Raw genomic sequence first — 17078 nt, 5'->3', positions numbered from 1 at the left:
GGCGGTGCCTGTGCTGGCTTGCACCGCCGTCGAAACCGCGCTTATGATTGGCGCCTCAAAGCCCTCCGGGGCGTTTGTCTACTTAGTTTGCAGTGCAATTCGCGTGTTGCCGGAAGCAGCCCGCAAGGACCCGTTCAATGTCAAAAGCCCTCATCATCGCGGAAAAGCCATCGGTCGCGGCCGATATCGCCCGTGCCCTCGGGGGCTTTACCAAGCACGACGAGTACTTTGAAAGTGACGACTTCGTGCTGTCGTCCGCCGTGGGCCACCTGGTGGAGATCGCCGCGCCCGACGAATACGAGGTCAAGCGCGGCAAATGGAGCTTCGCCAACCTGCCGGTGATCCCGCCGCACTTCGACCTGCGGCCGATCGCCAAGACCGAGTCGCGGCTCAAGGTGCTCAACAAGCTGATCAAGCGCAAGGACGTGACCGGCCTGATCAACGCCTGCGACGCGGGGCGCGAAGGGGAACTGATCTTCCGCCTGATCGCGCAACAGGCCAAGGCGAAGCAGCCGGTGCGCCGGCTGTGGCTGCAGTCGATGACGCCGCAGGCGATCCGCGACGGCTTTGCGAGCCTGCGTGCCGACGAAGACATGCTGCCGCTGGCCGATGCCGCTCGGTGCCGCTCCGAAGCCGACTGGCTGGTCGGCATCAACGGCACGCGCGCCATGACCGCCTTCAACAGCAAGGGCGGCGGCTTTTTCCTGACCACCGTGGGCCGGGTGCAGACGCCGACACTGTCGATCGTGGTCGAGCGCGAAGAGAAGATCAAACACTTCGTGCCGCGCGATTACTGGGAAGTGCACGCTGAGTTCATCGCTGCCGCCGGCCTGTACGAAGGCCGCTGGTTCGACCCGAAGTTCAAGAAGAGCGAATTCGATCCCGAGGCGCGCGAATCGCGCCTGTGGAGCGAGGCCGAGGCCAAGAGCATCGTCGCCGCGTGCCGCGACAAGCCGGGCACCGTCACCGAGGAATCGAAGCCGTCGACGCAGCAGTCGCCGGCGCTGTTCGACCTGACCACGCTGCAGCGCGAAGCCAACTCGCGCTTCGGCTTCTCGGCCAAGAACACGCTCGGCCTGGCGCAGGCGCTGTATGAAAAGCACAAGGTCCTGACCTACCCGCGTACCGACGCGCGCGCACTGCCCGAGGACTACATGGAAACGGTCAAGCAGACCATGACCATGCTGGCCGACAGCTCGCCCAATTACCTGCCGCACGCGAAGAAGATCCTGTCGCAGGGCTGGGTCAAGCCGAACAAGAAGATCTTCGACAACAGCAAGATCAGCGATCACTTCGCTATCATCCCGACGCTGCAGGCGCCCAAGAACCTGTCGGAGCCGGAACAGAAGCTGTATGACCTGGTCGTGCGCCGCTTCCTGGCGGTGTTCTTCCCGGCCGCCGAATTCCAGGTCACGACCCGCATCACGGAAGTTGCCGGGCACCACTTCAAGACGGAAGGCAAGGTTCTGGTCAATCCGGGCTGGCTCGTGATCTACGGCCGCGAGGCGCAGGGTGACAAGGATGCGGCCAACCTGGTGCCGGTGGCCAAGGACGAGAAGGTCAAGACCGACAAGGTCGAGAGCGTCGGCCTGACGACCAAGCCGCCCGCACGCTACAACGAAGCGACGCTGCTGTCCGCCATGGAAGGCGCCGGCAAGCTCGTCGACGACGACGCGCTGCGCGAAGCCATGGCCGGCAAGGGTCTTGGTACGCCGGCCACGCGTGCGGCCATCATCGAAGGCTTGCTGACGGAAAAATACATTATCCGCGAAGGCCGCGAACTGATCCCGACCGCCAAGGCGTTCCAGCTGATGACGCTGCTGCGCGGGCTGGGCGTGCTGGAGCTGACGCAGGCCGAGCTGACCGGCGAGTGGGAGCACAAGCTGTCGCAGATCGAACGCGGGCGCCTGAAGCGCGACGAGTTCATGCTCGAGATCGCGCAGATGACCCAGCAGATCGTCAAGCGCGCCAAGGAATACGACAGCGACACGATCCCGGGCGACTACGCCACGCTGGACACCCCGTGCCCGCAATGCGGCGGCCAGGTGAAGGAAAACTACCGCCGCTTTGCCTGCACGGCGTGCGAGTTCTCGATCAGCAAGATCCCGGGTGGCCGCCAGTTCGAGATCGAAGAGGTCGAGGAACTGCTGCTGAAGCGGGAAATCGGCCCGCTGCAGGGCTTCCGCAGCAAGATGGGCCGGCCGTTTGCCGCCATCCTCAAGATCGCCAAGGACGACGAAGGCCATTTCAAGATGGAATTCGACTTCGGCCAGAACGATGACGAGGGCGATGGCGAGCCGGTCGACTTCAGTGGCCAGGAGCCGGTTGGCACCTGCCCGAAGTGCAGCGGTGCGGTGTTCGAGCACGGCATGAAATACGTGTGCGAAAACAGCGTGGCCAGCCCGAAGAGCTGCGACTTCACCACCGGCAAGATCATCCTGCAGCAGGAAATCAGCCGCGAGCAGGTCGGCAAGCTGCTGAACGATGGCCGCACCGATCTGCTGACTGGCTTCAAGTCGTCGCGTACGGGCCGCAACTTCAAGGCTTTCCTGGTCAGGCAGGCGGACGGCAAGATCGGCTTCGAATTCGAGGCCCGCGAGCCGAAGGCCGGTGCCAAGGGGTCGGGCAAGACCGCATCTCGCGCGGCAGCCGAGACTGGAGAGGCCGAAGCAGTTCCGGCGAAGGCGCCGGCCAAGAAGGCTGCGGCAACGAAAACCGCTACCAAGACTGCGGCGACAAAGACCGCCGCGAAGAAGGCCCCCGCCAAGACGGTAGCGGCCAAGAAGACCCGCGCCGCGGGCAAGGCGACGGTCGAAGCCGAGGAATAAGCGGCGAGGCGGTGCGGGGGCGGCGGCGTTTCAGCCGTAGCGCCCGCCCGCTCAGGAAAACGGCTCGTCCCGACCTCTGACTTGGCCTTCTTCCAGCAGAAAGTCAATGAACGCGCGGACCTTGGTTGGCAGGAACTTGCGGCTCGGATAGACCACGCTGACATCGCGCCGCGGCAGCTGGTACTGCGGTAGCACACGCACGAGATTGCCGGCCTCGATGTTTTGCCGGGCCAGGTACGATGACAGCATGGCCACGCCCATATTGGCCAGTGCGGCCTGGTGCGCCAGTTCGGCATTGCTGCATAGCAGCCCGGGGCGGATCGGCACGGTCACTTCGCCCTCCGGGCCCAGCAGTGTCCATTCGTGTTCCACGTTCGGCAGGCGCATCGCGATGCAGCGATGGCTGGTCAACTCATGCGCGTGGCGCAATGGCGCGTGCGTGCGGACGTATTCCGGCGAGGCGCACAGCACGATCTCCGCCGAGATCAGCGGACGGGCGACCAGGTGCGAACCGAGGCCCAGGTCCGACAGCATGACGGCGACGTCGCGTCCCTCTTCGACGATGTCCACGTTCCGGTCGGACAGGAGCACGTCGAATACGACGTCGGGATATAGCTGCTGGAAGCGCGACATCAGATTCGGCAACAGGTGCAAGCCGAACATCACTGGGGTCACGAGCCGTAGCGTGCCGGACAACGACTGGCTGCGGGCCGTCACCACGCCCTCGGCCTCTTCCACGTCTTCAAGGATCTGCTGGCAGCGCTGCAGGTAGGTCTCGCCGGCGTCGGTCAGGGAAAGGCTGCGCGTCGTGCGGTTCAGGAGCCGCGTACCCAGGTGACTCTCCAGGTCCGCGACATAACGTGTGACCACCGCATTGGACATCTCCAACTGCTGCGCTGCACGCGCGAAGCTGCCGAGTTCCACAACTTTGGCGAACACGCGCATCGATTGCAGGCGATCCATGACATAGTCTCCCGTCGTTTCCCTGAATTTTTCCCGGTTCAGGCGACTTTATTGTTGGAATCAGAACTAATCATTGTGGCAACCGATATTTATTGATATGAGGGAAACGCCTAATATCTAGTCATCGGATGCCGCGATGCAGCAAGTCAGACTGCCGAGACAGGCATCCCAGCTTGAAGAAATTGAACTGAGCCATGAAAACTACCCGTCACACCCTGATCGCCGTTGCCACCCTCGCCGCCGCCCTGTGCTCCGCACCGGTGTTCGCCAAGGCCGGCAAGTTCGACCCGTACGCTGACGGTGCCAAGGCCACCAAGTTCGACGTCTACAGCGACGGTGCTAAGGCCACCAAGTTCGACGTCTATAGCGACGGTGCCAAGGCCGCCAAGTTCGACACGTACAGCGACGGCGCCAAGTACGATCTGTCGTCGGACCGCATGCCCCTGTAAGCAGGGACTGCCGCTACGGTCCGGGGCCGTATCTCCCCTATGCGGCCCCCCGCTTCAACCTGGTCTCCACAGGTCGTTTGGAGAGTGTCTGAAAGACCTCTCCGTATTTATTGGAGAAGAAGCCCGCACTGGTTGCGGGCTTCTTTGTTTCTGCGCCCGACCAATACTACTCCCGTTGCCCTGGCATTATGCCAGACGATGCAAAGAAAAACGGGCCAGAGCGGCCCGTTCCTGCGTCTTGCCCGGCTGAGCGTCTGCTCAGTCGTCGTAGTGGTGGTGGTGCTTGTGCTTCTTGTGCTTGTAGTAGCCGCCGCGATAGTTGCGGCGATCATCGTCGTAGGAGTTGCTGCGCGAGACATTGCCGCCCAGTGCCGCACCTGCGCCGCCACCCACTGCAGCACCCAGCAGCCCGCCGGTGCGCCCACCCATGGCATTGCCCGCTGCCGTACCCGCACCACCGCCGAGCGCGCCGCCAATGATGGCACCGGTGCGCTCGCGACGATTGGAAGTCACCGCACCGCCCGCGCCGCCGCCCACCGCGCCACCGATCACGGCACCGGTGCTGCCGCCCAGCGCGCCGCCGACGGCCGCCCCTGCCACGCCACCGAGGGCGCCGCCAAGGGCATTGTTCATGTCGCTCGCGAACGCCGGCAGCGCCGACGCCGCAAGGGCGATAGCCAGGGTCATATTGCGAACGGGATGGCGAGACATATCTTTTCCTTTGTTTGCCATGATGTGCCGCAAGTGTAGAGAGCGATTCCCGGGCTTGCTGTAACCACGTGTAAAGGCATGTAACCCCCTGCAGAAACGTCTTATTTGAGCGACAAGGTGGTTGAGCGAAGGCTTTGCCACGGCAAACGAAAAACGGGCAACCCGAAGGTTGCCCGTCCCGTCAGCCACTCACCGCCGGCCGCGGCCAGCGGGTGGCGGGATCAGCAGCACTTGCCCTGCCCGCCGCCGTAGCGCGCTTCCTGGCGTTCCCGGAAGAATTCCTCGTAGCTCATTGGCTCGCGGTCGGGGTGGGTACTCTCCATGTGGGCCACATAGGTCTGGTAGTCGGGCAGGCCGACCATCAGCCGCAGCGATTGCCCGAGGTAGCGGCCCATCGTTCCGAGTTGTTCCAGCATGGCAGGCTCCTTGTGCTTGCGCGAGATCAGGACTGTGCCGAAGCAGCCGCCGGCAGCGGCTCGAACGGTGTTTCACTGTCGGTCGGGCGGTTCACGGCACGTGCCTGCATGGCGGTCTTGAAGCCGTAAGCCACGATCGACAGCACCACGAACATGAACAGCGCGCACAGGCCGGCGTCCAGGTAGTCATTGAAGACGATGCGCTGCATCTGCTCCAGGCTCTTGGCCGGGGCCAGCACCTTGCCTTCGGCGATGGCGGCGCTGAACTTGCTCGCGTGGGTCAGGAAGCTGACCTTCGGGTCGGCGTCGAACAGCTTCTGCCAGCCGGCCGTCAGTGTGCAGACCAGCAGCCAGACAGTCGGCACCAGCGTGACCCAGGCGTACTGGCCGCGCTTCATCTTGACCAGCACGCAGGTGCCCAGCACCAGCGCCACGGCGGCCAGCATCTGGTTGGAGATGCCGAACAGCGGCCACAGCGTGTTGATGCCGCCCAGCGGATCGACCACGCCCTGGTACAGGAAGTAGCCCCAGGCCGCCACGGTCAGCGCGGTGGCGATCAGGTTGGCCGGCAGCGAGTCGGTGCGCTTGAGCGAGGGCACGAAGCTGCCCAGCAAGTCCTGCAGCATGAAGCGGCCGGCGCGGGTGCCTGCGTCGACGGCGGTCAGGATGAACAGCGCTTCGAACAGGATCGCGAAGTGGTACCAGAACGCCATCATGGCCTGGCCGCCCACCACCTGGTGCAAGATATGGGCGATGCCTACGGCCAGCGTCGGCGCGCCACCGGCGCGCGAGATGATGGTGTTCTCGCCGACGTCCTTGGCAGTCTGGATCAGCACGTCAGGCGTGATCACGAAGCCCCAGGTCGACACGGCTTGCGCCACGGCTTCCGGCGAGGTGCCGATCACGGCGCTCGGGCTGTTCATCGCGAAGTACACGCCAGGCTCGATTACCGAAGCGGCCACCAGCGCCATGATCGCGACGAACGACTCGGCCAGCATCGCGCCGTAGCCGATGAAGCGCGCGTGCGATTCGTTTTCCAGCAGCTTGGGCGTGGTGCCCGACGAGATCAGCGCATGGAAGCCAGACACCGCGCCGCAGGCGATGGTGATGAAGAGGAACGGGAACAGGTTGCCCGACCACACCGGGCCGCCGCCCTGGGCGAACTGCGTGAAGGCCGGCATCTTCAGTTCCGGCGCGACGATCAGGATGCCGATGGCCAGCGCGATGATGGTGCCGATCTTCAGGAAGGTCGACAGGTAGTCGCGCGGCGCCAGCAGCAGCCACACCGGCAGCACGGCGGCGATGAAACCATAGATGATCAGCATCCAGGTCAGCGCCTTGCCATCGTACGTGAACAGCGGCGCCAGCACGGCGCTTTCGTGCACGTACTGGCCGCCGAGGATGGCCAGCATCAGCAGCACGAAGCCGATCACCGACACTTCACCGATACGGCCCGGGCGGATGTAGCGCGTGTAGACGCCCATGAACAGCGCGATGGGAATGGTCACCGCGACGGTGAACGTGCCCCAGGGCGAGCCGGCCAGTGCCTTCACCACGATCAGCGCCAGCACCGCCAGGATGATGATCATGATCATGAAGCAGCCGAACAGCGCGATCATGCCCGGCACCGTACCCATTTCGGACTTGACCAAGTCGCCCAGCGAGCGGCCGTCGCGGCGCGTGGAGATGAACAGGATCATGAAGTCCTGCACTGCGCCGGCGAACACCACGCCGGCCAGGATCCACAGCATGCCCGGCATATAGCCCATCTGCGCGGCCAGCACGGGGCCGACCAGCGGGCCGGCGCCGGCGATGGCGGCGAAGTGGTGGCCGAACAGCACCGCCTTGTTGGTCGGCACGTAGTCGAGCCCGTCGTTATGGCGCCAGGCCGGCGTCATGCGTTTCGGGTCGAGCTGCATCACCTTGTCGGCGATGAAGCGGCTGTAGTACCGATAGGCGATCAGGTAGATGCAGAGCGCGGCAACCACGATCCACAACGCGCTGACGGCCTCGCCGCGCGCGAGCGCGACGGTGCCGAAGGCAAACGCGCCAAGGATGGCGACGGCCAGCCACACCAGGTGTTCTCCGATGCGATTCATAGTGAGGTCTCCTCAGACCGGGGTATCGAAAGCCTGCGGCGTCGAATGGCGGAGGCTGGCAAGGGGTGGCAGCAAACTGCGTGCCGGCGGGCGCACGGGGTGCGGACAATCCTGCGGGATGTTGTCTCCTGGATCGTGCTGCGTGCGCCCGGTTTTGCCTTGTTGGCTCCGGATCTCGTCTGGCAGGCGGGCGGTGCGCCGTTCGGTCTGCACGGCCCACCCACTGCGTCGATGCATTGGCCACTGGGGCTGCATGCATCCGGCGTGTAGTATTGACACCCGCCATACCCCGCACAAGCGCGAAACTACGCAGCACTTCTGCGTAGTACTACGCAAATCGACGGTGACATGCCGCCTGCGCGGCATCGGTGTTTACCCCCGGCCAAGATGAAACTCCGCCAGAAGATCCTGTTGCTCGCCGTCGCGCCGCTCGCGGTGGCCATGCTCGGCATCGCGCTTGCCGTGCGTTTCCAGGCGACGCAACTGGCCCGGCACGAGCGCGCGCTGGTCGAGGCCGCCTATATCCAGAGCAAGGAAACCGAACTGCGCCACTACGTAGAACTGGCGCAAAGCGCCATCGCGCCGATGGTGCGTTCGGGCCGCACGGATGCCGGCACGCGCCAGGCCGCCATGGAAGCGCTGGCCCGGCTCGACTACGGACCGGACGGCTATTTCTTTCTGTATGACATGCAGGGCCGCAACCTCATGCACCCGCGCCAGCCGGAGCTGGTCGGCCAGGACTTGTGGACGCTGCGCGACCCGCAGGGAGCACTGACCATCCAGAAGCTGATCGCGGCGGCCAAGGCGGGCGGCGGCTCGGTGCGCTACCTGTGGAAAAAGCCGTCGTCGCAGCAGCTCGCGCCCAAGCTCGGCTATGTGGTGGCCGTGCCCGAATGGGGCTGGATGCTCGGCACCGGCATCTACCTGGATGACGTGGAAAGCACGCTGCGCCAACTCGATGCTCGCGCCGAGACCGATATCCGTGAAACCATGGCCTGGATCGGCGTGATCGCCGCGGTCAGCATCTTGCTGGTGGCGGCCAGCGGCCTGGCGCTCAATATCAGCGAACACCGCGAGGCCGATGCCAAGCTGCGCCAGCTCGCGCAGCGCGTGGTGCAGTCGCAGGAAGAGGAACGCGCGCGGCTGTCGCGCGAGCTCCACGACGGCATCAGCCAGCTGCTGGTGTCGGTCAAGCTTGTGCTGGAAGCCGCCGCCAACCGGCTGCGCCTGGCGCCGTCCGAAGGCGCGGCCGTGGCGCCGGTGCTCGGCATGGCGCTGAACCGGCTCGATACGGTGTTCAACGAGGTGCGGCGCGTGGCCCGCAACCTGCGCCCTGCGCTGCTCGACGATCTCGGTATCTTTGCGGCCCTGCAGCACCTTGCACGCGAGATGCAGGGCGGCAGCCAGCTCGAAATCACCGTGGCGCAGCGCGGCACGCCGCGTGAACTGCCCGACGAACAGGCCACCGCGCTGTACCGGATCGCGCAGGAAGCGCTGACCAATGTCGAGCGCCATGCCGGCGCGCGCCAGGTGACCGTCGCGCTCTCCTTCGATGCGGATGCCACCAGCCTGACCGTGCGTGACGATGGCCGCGGGTTTGACGTGGCCCGCATGCAGGTCGATCCGCAGCGCGGCATCGGCCTGCGCAACCTGCGCGAGCGCATCGCGGCGCTGGGCGGGCAGTTCGGCATTGTTTCGGGCATTGGCGGTACCGAGCTGGTGGCCACGCTACCGGTCATGAAGGCGGCCGCCCGCCCCGCCACTCCCCTTCCCGCAGAATCTTCGCAGTCATGACCCAGATATCGGACCCCGACGAACCGGAAGGCCATTCCATCGATGCGCCCGCGCGCGTGCTGCTGATCGACGACCATGCGCTCGTGCGTGACGGCATGCGCATGCACCTGACGCTGCAGCCCGACCTGCGTGTGGTCGGCGAGGCCGACGGCGGCGAGGCGGCGCTGGCATGGCTCGACCGTGCCGGTGCACGCGAGCGCCCGGACCTTGTCATCACAGACATCGGCATGCGCGGCATGGGCGGCATCGCGCTGACCGCCGCGCTGCACGAGCAGTACCCGGAAATCGCCGTGCTCGTGGTCAGCATGCACGACAACCTGGAATACGCACGCCAGGCGGTGCGTGCCGGCGCGCGTGGCTACGTGCTCAAGGATGCACCCGCGGACGAGCTGATGGCCGCGATCCAGGCGGTGCTGGCCGGACGCGTGTTCTACAGCGCCCGCATCGCGCGCGGCATGGCGGAACAGACGCCGGCAGCGGGTCCGCTCGACGCGCTGACGCGGCGCGAGCGCGACATCCTCGGCTGCATCGGCCGCGGCATGGCGAACAAGGAGATTGCGACGCAGCTGGGGGTATCAGTGCGCACGGTGGAAACGCACCGGCTCAATCTCAAGCGCAAGCTCGGGATCGAGGGCCGCGCGGGGCTCGTGAAGTATGCGGTGGAGCAGTCGGGCGAAACCGAAGGCGGATAGAAAAACAAAAACGCCCGTCTCCGGAGCGGGACGGGCGTTGTCTTGCTGTCCCCAAATCAGCGGGACTGCAACGTGACAGCGAGCCTTCAGCCTTCCAGCCGCTTGCCCAGTGCTGCGCGCGCTTCGGCCAGCGCCTGAGGCAGGTTGTGCTTCAGCTGCGTGAACAGCTCGTCGTGCAGTGCCAGTTCCTGCTTCCAGGCATCGGCGTCGATCGACGTGACCTGCGTGAATTGCGCCACCGAGAAATCGACGCCGTTCCAGTTCAGGTCTTCATAGCGCGGGCTGGTGCCGAACACGTGCTCGGCGCCCTGGCCCTTGCCTTCCACGCGGTCGATCATCCACGACAGCACGCGCATGTTCTCGCCGAAGCCCGGCCACACGAAGCTGCCGTCGGCGTCCTTGCGGAACCAATTCACACAGTAGATCTTCGGCAGCTTCGCGCCCGCGGCTTCGAGCTTCTGGCCCAGGGCGAGCCAGTGGCCGAAGTAGTCGCTCATGTTGTAGCCGCAGAACGGCAGCATGGCGAACGGGTCGCGGCGCACCACGCCCTGCTGGCCGGCGGCCGCGGCGGTGGTCTCGGAGCCCATGGTCGCGGCCATATAGACGCCTTCGGTCCAGTTGCGCGCCTCGGTTACCAGCGGCACGGTGGTCGAACGGCGGCCGCCGAAGATGAACGCATCAATGGGTACGCCGGCCGGGTTGTCCCAGTTCTCGTCGATCGACGGGCACTGCGACGCCGGCGCGGTGAAGCGGGCGTTCGGGTGCGCGGCCTTGGCGCCGGAGGCCTTGGCGATTTCCGGGGTCCAGTCCTTGCCCTGCCAGTCGGTCAGGTGCGCCGGCGCTTCCTTGGTCATGCCTTCCCACCACACGTCGCCGTCGTCGGTCAGCGCCACGTTGGTGAAGATGACGTTTTCCTTCAGCGTCGCCATGGCGTTGAAGTTGGTCTTCTCGCTCGTGCCCGGGGCCACGCCGAAGTAGCCGGCTTCCGGGTTGATCGCGTACAGTCGGCCGTCCTTGCCCGGCTTGATCCACGCGATGTCGTCGCCGATTGTCGTGACCTTCCAGCCTTCGAAGCCCTTGGGCGGGATCAGCATGGCGAAATTGGTCTTGCCGCAAGCCGACGGGAACGCGGCGGCGACGTGGAATTTCTTGCCCTCGGGCGAGGTCACGCCCAGGATCAGCATGTGCTCGGCCAGCCAGCCTTCATCGCGGCCCATGGTCGACGCAATACGCAGTGCGAAGCACTTCTTGCCGAGCAGCGCGTTGCCGCCGTAGCCCGAGCCGAACGACCAGATCTCACGCGATTCCGGGAAATGGACAATGTACTTGGTCGGGTTGCACGGCCACGCCACGTCCTTCTCGCCGGCGTCGAGCGGCTTGCCGACGGTGTGCACGCACGGAACGAAGTCGCCTTCGGTGCCCAGCACGTCATATACCGCCTTGCCCATGCGCGTCATGATGCGCATGTTGACGGCCACGTACGGGGAGTCGGACAGTTCCACGCCGATGTGGGCGATCGGCGAACCCAGCGGGCCCATCGAGAACGGCACCACGTAAAGCGTGCGGCCGCGCATGCAGCCGTCGAACAGGCCGTTTAGCGTCTGGCGCATCTCGGCCGGGGCGATCCAGTTGTTGGTCGGGCCGGCGTCTTCCTTCTTCTGCGAGCAGATAAAGGTGCGGTCTTCGACACGTGCAACGTCGGACGGATCGGACAGGGCCAGGTAGGAGTTCTTGCGCTTGGCGGGGTTCAGTTGCTTGAGCGTGCCGGCGGCGACCATCTGTTCGCAGAGGCGGTCATATTCTTCCTGCGAACCGTCGCACCAGTGAATGCGCTCCGGCTTGGTCAGCGCGGCGATCTCCGCAACCCAGGCCACCAGCTTCTGGTTCTTGACCCAGGCCGGGACGTTCAACGCCGTCGTGCCTTGCATCGATGGGTGGTTCATACTGCAACTCCAATGTGTAAAGGGAAGGAAGGGGGAAATCTTTTCAAAGCCCGGTCCTTGGCCGGCAAGGCCGGCGTGTCCTGTGGCTCACACCGGTCGTCACATCCCGTTACAACTCCACTGCGGCCCAGGCAACGCAAAGGGTCGCGGCATTCCCCGCGGCTGCGCTAAAGTTGCGCTTCGCCCGCGCGGGGCTTGCTGCACGGGGCCATGCGGGCTTTGTCCGGCGACACGAGGTGTCGGGAGCAAGGCTCGACCGACGATCCCTGGCGGCACCGGAACGGGCAAGGATACCACTGCTGCACCCCGCTGTTTTTTGCTGCGCAGCATTGCCGGCCCGGGATTTACGCAGCAATTGTGCCGGCACGCAATGCCCGACAATAGCGCCTGGCGCTCGCGGTTTCCGTTGCCGTGCGCACCATTCCCGATCCCCAGGCCAGCCGACAATAAAGAGTTACTGATGAAGATTGCCGTACTCGACGATTACCAGGACGCCGTGCGCAAGCTGCCCTGCTTCAGCCTGCTGGAAGGGCACGACGTCAAGGTGTTCAACAACACCGTCAAGGGCGTGGGCCAGTTGGCCGCGCGCCTCTCTGATGTGGAGGCGGTCGTGCTGATCCGCGAACGCACCCGTATCACGCGCCAGCTCCTCGAAAAGCTGCCCAAGCTGAAGATCATCAGCCAGACCGGCCGCGTCGGCGCCGCGCCGAACACGCATATCGATGTCGAGGCGTGCACGGACCGCGGCGTGGCGGTGCTCGAAGGCGTGGGCTCGCCGGTGGCGCCGGCCGAGCTGACCTGGGCGCTGATCATGGCGGCCCAGCGCCGCATCCCGCAATACGTGGCGAGCCTGAAGCACGGCGCCTGGCAGCAGTCGGGCCTGAAGTCGACCACCATGCCGCCGAATTTTGGCCTCGGCCAGGTATTGCGCGGCCAGACCCTCGGTATCTGGGGTTACGGCAAGATCGGCCGCCTGCTGGCCGGATATGGCCGCGCCTTCGGGATGAATGTGCTGGTGTGGGGGCGCGAGGCATCGCAGGAAGCCGCGCGCGCGGATGGCCTGGCGGTGGCGGAGTCCAAGGACCAGTTCTTTGCCGACAGCGATGTGCTGTCGCTGCACCTGCGCCTGAGCGACGACACGCGTGGCCTGGTCAAGCTGACCGACCTGACCCGCATGAAGCCGACCGCGCTGTTCGTCAACACCAGCCGCGCCGAGCTGCTGGAAGAGAACGCACTGGTCGCCGCGCTGAACCGCGGCCGTCCGGGCATGGCCGCCGTGGATGTGTTCGAGTCCGAGCCGATCCTGCAGGGCCACGCGCTGCTGCGCATGGAAAACTGCATCTGCACGCCGCACCTCGGCTACGTCGAGCGCGACAGCTACGAGCTGTACTTCCGCACGGCGTTCCAGAACATCCTCGATGTACTGGCCGGCCAGCACGACAGCATCGTCAACCCGAAGGCGCTGACGCCGGCGCTGTCGCGCTGAGGGGACGGTCCGCTCGGTTTGCACCCCTCTCCCACTTCGCGGGAGAGGGGTGCCTGGTTCCTCAGCGCAGGCAACATCTCGCGCCCCCTGATTCCGCCTCCGCGGACGCGAATCTAGCGAAACCGCTACACTCGGGACTTCCCTGACCGCCGGCCGTCCATGGTCCGCGGCGCACCCCGACAACAACAAGGCGCCTGCGCGCCGCCCCTCCAGCAAGGCCGGAATGGACCCCAGGCTCGTGACGCTTTGCGTCGGCAATTTCATTATTGGCACCGGCGCGATGATCGTTACCGGCATGTTGAACGACATTGCCGCCGATTTCGGCCTGGGCGTGGCCAGTGCCGGCCAGTTGATTTCGGTGTTCGCGCTGGCCACGTGCGTGGGTGCGCCGCTGTTCGCCACGCTCGGTTCACGCATCGATCGCCGCCTGCTGTTGGCCGGTTCGCTCCTGATCTATGCGGTGATGCATCTGGCCGCGGCGCTGGCGCCAAGCTTCGCGACGCTGATGGCGATCCGCTTCCTGACGGCGATCGGCGCCGCCATCTATACGCCGCAGACCGCGGCCACCCTGCCCCTGCTGGTCAACGCGCAGACGCGCGGCCGCGCCATCAGCTTCGTGTTCCTTGGCTGGAGCATCGCCAGCGTGGTCGGCATGCCGCTGGGCACCTGGATTGCCAGCACGCTGGGCTGGCGCTTCAGCATGGCGGTCGTCGGCGTGCTGGCGTTGGTGGTGTCAGCGGCGGTGTGGCGTGCGTTGCCGCGCGGGCTGTATGTGCCGGCCGTGGGGCGTGAAGCCTGGGGCGCGGTGCTGCGCCACCGGCCGATCATGCTCGTGGTGGCGGCCACCATGATCCAGTCGGCTGGCATGTTCACGATGTTTACCTACATTGCGCCGCTGATGCGAGATGTTCACGGTATCACCGGTGCCGCGCTGAGCCTGATGTTTTTGGCCTATGGTGCCTGCGGGGTGCTGGGCAACGCGGTGGCGGCCTCGCGCATGGACCGGATCACGCCGAGCCGGATCGTCCAGTTCACGCTGCTGACGTCGATCACGGCGATGGTGCTGTGGCCGCTTGCGGGCCTGGGCAGCGTAGCGCTGGTGCTGTTGTTCATGCTGTGGGGCATTGGCGGGTTTGCCACCAACAGCGCACAGCAGGCCCGGCTGGTGATGATTGCGCCCGATAGTGCATCGGTATCGATCTCGCTCAACTCATCGTCGATCTACCTCGGACAGGCGCTGGGCGCCATGGCTGGTGCGGCCATCTATACGGTGGCGGGCACCGGCTCGCTGCACTGGGGTGCCGCGGCGCTGACGCTGGTGGCGCTGGCGGTTTCGCAGTGGGCGCGCGCGCTGGGCCGCCAGTGGCCGCGTCGTCAAGCGCCACAACAGGCCTGAACCGGGCCGTGCCGTTGCCCGCAACCCTCTGAGTGGCGTCTCGCTCCACAGCTTTTCCACAGTGTTGTTCAACGCACTGTCCACCACCTGTTCCCTGCGTTATCCACGGAGTTATCCACAACTCCTGCAGCGGGGGCATCGTGAGCGAAACCCATGGAGCTCTGGCCGGCGCGCGCGTGCTGGCAATCAGCATCGGCAAGGCTATCCCGTTGGTGGTGGCGCGGGCCGGCACCGAGGCCGTGGTGATGTCTGGCATCCGCAAGCATCCGGTCAGCACGCTGGTCCACCCGCTGGGCGTGCAGGTGCGCCCGCTCGGCGTAGCCGGTGACGAGCAGGCGGACCTGACTGCACACGGCGGCCTGGACAAGGCCGTCTATGCGTACCCGGCCGAGCACTACGCGTGGTGGAACGCGCGCCGTCGCGCCGCGGCACAGCCCGAGGCACACCGTGGCCTGGCCTTCGGCGCCATGGGCGAAAACCTGACCATCGAAGGCCTGGAAGAGACCGAGCTGTGGGTCGGCGATGTGCTGCGCATCGGCACCGCAGTGCTGTGCGTGGCGTCGCCGCGGGAGCCGTCTTGCAAGTTCAATGCGGTCCTCGGCTATCGCCACGCCGCGCGCGATATGGTCGAGAGCGGCTATTCCGGCGTCTACCTCAGCGTGGTCCAGACCGGAGAAGTCCGGGCCGGCGACTGCATTTATGTGCAGCATGGGCCACGAAAACTATCGATCGACAGCATTAACCGCTGGCGCCGCGATGGCCGGCGGCATCTTTTCTGATAATGTTTGTCTATCGATACAAGCAATCGCCCCCGCGACCGCCACGCTAAGCCCCACTCCTCGTTTGCCCGTCAAGCCACGCCCGGAGCACGCCGTTACTGTTGCTGTAACGCGCTGTAATTTTCGGCGCTGGCTCTGCGGGGCGAACCGCTGTACTAGTAGAGGTTTGCGCGACACGTACCCGCCCCGACCCCCGGGCCGCCCGTCGTGGGCGGCCACGGCAGGAACAGAGGCAGGACGTCCCCGGGGAGGGCGCGCTGCGGCTAAGAGGGTCCACACAAGATGAAGACAGACAGGATCGACCAGCCCAAGGGGTTTGTCGACAGCAACTGGAGCGCGTCCACGGGAACCGGCCGGGGCCGGGTATCGCCGTGGGCGGTGGTGGTGACTGTGCTGGTGCTTGCCGGCCTGGGGTGGTTTGCCTGGCGTACCTGGTTTGCACCCAAGCCCGTTGCCAAGGGGCCGGCGCCAGTGGCGGTCGCCACCGCGCTCGTGCAGCAAGGCGACGTGCCCTTGCAGTTCACCGCCAACGGCAATGTGACGGCGTTATCCACAGTCGAAGTGCGCCCGCAGGTCTCGAGCACAGTCCGTACCGTCCATATCAAGGAAGGCCAGACCGTGAAGCCGGGCGACCTGCTGTTCTCGCTCGACACACGCATGGACGAAGCCAACCTGGCCAAGGCCCAGGCGCAGTTGCTGCGCGATCAGGCCGACCTGTCCGATGCGCGCCGCAACCTGGCGCGCAGCAAGGAACTGCTGGAACGCAATTTCATCTCCAAGAGCGCGGTCGATACGGCCCAGGCCAAGGTCGACGGCTTTGAGGCGACTATCCGTGCGGACCAGGCGGCCATCGAGGCCAGCCGCGTCGCGGTCAGCTACGGCGCGATCCGCGCGAGCATCGGTGGCCGGACCGGCGTGATCAACGTGTTCCCGGGATCGATGGTGCTGCCCAACAGCACCGGGCCAATGGTGACCATCGCCCAGATCCAGCCGATCGCGGTGACCTTCAGCCTGCCCGAGCGGCAGCTCGCCTCGTTGCGCGAGGCCCTGCGCGGCGGTCCCGTGCAGGTCACGGCCCAGCCCAACGACGGCAGCAAGACGCCGGTGACCGGCAAGATCACGTTCATCGACAATACGGTCGATCCGCAGTACGGCACCATCCGCGTCAAGGCGCAGTTCGACAATGACGAGCAGCGCTTGTGGCCGGGGACGTATGCCAATGTCAGCGCCGTGGTCCAGACGCTGAAGGATGCGCTGTCGGTGCCGCCGCAGGCCGTGGTGACGGGTCCGGAAGGCCGCTTCGTCTACACAGTGCAGCCTGATAACAAGGTCGCCCGCGTGCCCGTGAAGATGGTGACCACCACCGCAACGTCGGCGGTGATCGAAGGCGTGCAGCCCGGCACGCGCGTGGTCGTCGAAGGCACCCAGAACCTGCGTCCCGGCACCGTGGTACGGGAGGTTCCGCGAGCCTCTGCCGCCTCCGCCGGGCCTGCCAGCGCGCCCGCCGCCCAGGGGCACTGAG

Annotated in this window: 13 protein-coding genes; 8 read left to right on the top strand and 5 right to left on the bottom strand. The window is 65.7% G+C overall.

Features of this window, described 5'->3' with window-relative positions; translation table 11 throughout:
• Positions 1–137 precede the first annotated feature (137 nt).
• Positions 138–2828: a DNA topoisomerase III gene (locus KHO41_RS07660; protein WP_211952686.1), complete on the top strand. Its 2691-nt coding sequence runs from the start codon at positions 138–140 to the stop codon at positions 2826–2828.
• A gap of 51 nt (positions 2829–2879) precedes the next feature.
• Here KHO41_RS07660 and KHO41_RS07655 read toward each other — a convergent pair whose 3' ends face one another.
• Positions 2880–3791 carry a LysR family transcriptional regulator gene (locus tag KHO41_RS07655; protein WP_211952685.1) on the bottom strand — a complete coding sequence of 304 codons (912 nt, stop codon included), beginning with the start codon at positions 3789–3791 and terminating at the stop codon, positions 2880–2882.
• Positions 3792–3985: 194 nt separating this feature from the next.
• On the opposite strand from KHO41_RS07655, the gene KHO41_RS07650 reads away from it, so the two are divergent.
• A complete protein-coding gene (locus KHO41_RS07650; RefSeq protein WP_211952684.1) occupies positions 3986–4240 on the top strand; it encodes a hypothetical protein in 255 nt (84 codons plus the stop codon).
• 258 nt (positions 4241–4498) lie between these two features.
• Here KHO41_RS07650 and KHO41_RS07645 read toward each other — a convergent pair whose 3' ends face one another.
• From KHO41_RS07645 to KHO41_RS07635, 3 genes are all read right to left on the bottom strand, one after another.
• Complete coding sequence (locus tag KHO41_RS07645) at positions 4499–4951, bottom strand: hypothetical protein (RefSeq protein WP_211952683.1); 453 nt, start codon at positions 4949–4951, stop codon at positions 4499–4501.
• Between the two features lie 221 nt (positions 4952–5172).
• On the bottom strand, positions 5173–5367 hold the full coding sequence (locus KHO41_RS07640; RefSeq protein WP_010811333.1) for a YbdD/YjiX family protein: 195 nt from the start codon (positions 5365–5367) through the stop codon (positions 5173–5175).
• Positions 5368–5393: 26 nt separating this feature from the next.
• A complete protein-coding gene (locus KHO41_RS07635) occupies positions 5394–7466 on the bottom strand; it encodes a carbon starvation CstA family protein (protein WP_211952682.1) in 2073 nt (690 codons plus the stop codon).
• A 387-nt stretch (positions 7467–7853) separates the two neighbouring features.
• Here KHO41_RS07635 and KHO41_RS07630 point away from each other — a divergent pair, with 387 nt between their 5' ends.
• Together KHO41_RS07630 and KHO41_RS07625 are read left to right on the top strand one after the other, a co-directional pair.
• Complete coding sequence (locus KHO41_RS07630) at positions 7854–9260, top strand: cache domain-containing protein (RefSeq protein ID WP_211952681.1); 1407 nt, start codon at positions 7854–7856, stop codon at positions 9258–9260.
• Complete coding sequence (locus KHO41_RS07625) at positions 9257–9952, top strand: response regulator (protein ID WP_211952680.1); 696 nt, start codon at positions 9257–9259, stop codon at positions 9950–9952. The genes KHO41_RS07630 and KHO41_RS07625 overlap by 4 nt, the downstream gene beginning before the upstream one ends.
• Positions 9953–10038: 86 nt before the next feature.
• Here the strand turns inward: KHO41_RS07625 and KHO41_RS07620 are convergent, their stop codons facing one another.
• The gene (locus tag KHO41_RS07620; protein WP_211952679.1) at positions 10039–11895 is read right to left on the bottom strand and encodes a phosphoenolpyruvate carboxykinase (GTP); all 1857 of its coding nucleotides are present in this window, start codon (positions 11893–11895) and stop codon (positions 10039–10041) included.
• A 460-nt stretch (positions 11896–12355) separates the two neighbouring features.
• On the opposite strand from KHO41_RS07620, the gene KHO41_RS07615 reads away from it, so the two are divergent.
• From KHO41_RS07615 to KHO41_RS07600, 4 genes are all read left to right on the top strand, one after another.
• Positions 12356–13381, top strand: coding sequence for a D-2-hydroxyacid dehydrogenase family protein (locus KHO41_RS07615; RefSeq protein ID WP_211952678.1), 1026 nt, complete (start codon positions 12356–12358; stop codon positions 13379–13381).
• A 223-nt stretch (positions 13382–13604) separates the two neighbouring features.
• The gene (locus KHO41_RS07610; protein ID WP_211952677.1) at positions 13605–14777 is read left to right on the top strand and encodes an MFS transporter; all 1173 of its coding nucleotides are present in this window, start codon (positions 13605–13607) and stop codon (positions 14775–14777) included.
• 140 nt (positions 14778–14917) lie between these two features.
• Positions 14918–15556, top strand: a complete 639-nt coding sequence (locus KHO41_RS07605; RefSeq protein ID WP_211952676.1) for an MOSC domain-containing protein — start codon at positions 14918–14920, stop codon at positions 15554–15556.
• A gap of 282 nt (positions 15557–15838) precedes the next feature.
• On the top strand, positions 15839–17077 hold the full coding sequence (locus KHO41_RS07600; RefSeq protein WP_211952675.1) for an efflux RND transporter periplasmic adaptor subunit: 1239 nt from the start codon (positions 15839–15841) through the stop codon (positions 17075–17077).
• Position 17078: the final 1 nt, after the last annotated feature.

The organism is Cupriavidus numazuensis (assembly GCF_905397435.1).
Lineage (GTDB): Bacteria > Pseudomonadota > Gammaproteobacteria > Burkholderiales > Burkholderiaceae > Cupriavidus > Cupriavidus numazuensis.
The sequence above is the reverse complement of the archived record's forward strand: the minus strand, read 5'-3'. Positions and strand labels throughout refer to the sequence as shown.

Excerpts from the sequence above, each read along its gene's own strand:
- KHO41_RS07655 (WP_211952685.1), bottom strand. The coding sequence starts at position 3,791 with ATGGATCGCCTGCAATCGATGCGCGTGTTCGCCAAAGTTGTGGAACTC.
- KHO41_RS07650 (WP_211952684.1), top strand. The coding sequence starts at position 3,986 with ATGAAAACTACCCGTCACACCCTGATCGCCGTTGCCACCCTCGCCGCC.
- KHO41_RS07640 (WP_010811333.1), bottom strand. The coding sequence starts at position 5,367 with ATGCTGGAACAACTCGGAACGATGGGCCGCTACCTCGGGCAATCGCTG.
- KHO41_RS07635 (WP_211952682.1), bottom strand. The coding sequence starts at position 7,466 with ATGAATCGCATCGGAGAACACCTGGTGTGGCTGGCCGTCGCCATCCTT.
- KHO41_RS07615 (WP_211952678.1), top strand. The coding sequence starts at position 12,356 with ATGAAGATTGCCGTACTCGACGATTACCAGGACGCCGTGCGCAAGCTG.
- KHO41_RS07610 (WP_211952677.1), top strand. The coding sequence starts at position 13,605 with ATGGACCCCAGGCTCGTGACGCTTTGCGTCGGCAATTTCATTATTGGC.
- KHO41_RS07620 (WP_211952679.1), bottom strand. The coding sequence starts at position 11,895 with ATGAACCACCCATCGATGCAAGGCACGACGGCGTTGAACGTCCCGGCC.
- KHO41_RS07645 (WP_211952683.1), bottom strand. The coding sequence starts at position 4,951 with ATGTCTCGCCATCCCGTTCGCAATATGACCCTGGCTATCGCCCTTGCG.
- KHO41_RS07630 (WP_211952681.1), top strand. The coding sequence starts at position 7,854 with ATGAAACTCCGCCAGAAGATCCTGTTGCTCGCCGTCGCGCCGCTCGCG.
- KHO41_RS07660 (WP_211952686.1), top strand. The coding sequence starts at position 138 with ATGTCAAAAGCCCTCATCATCGCGGAAAAGCCATCGGTCGCGGCCGAT.
- KHO41_RS07600 (WP_211952675.1), top strand. The coding sequence starts at position 15,839 with ATGAAGACAGACAGGATCGACCAGCCCAAGGGGTTTGTCGACAGCAAC.
- KHO41_RS07625 (WP_211952680.1), top strand. The coding sequence starts at position 9,257 with ATGACCCAGATATCGGACCCCGACGAACCGGAAGGCCATTCCATCGAT.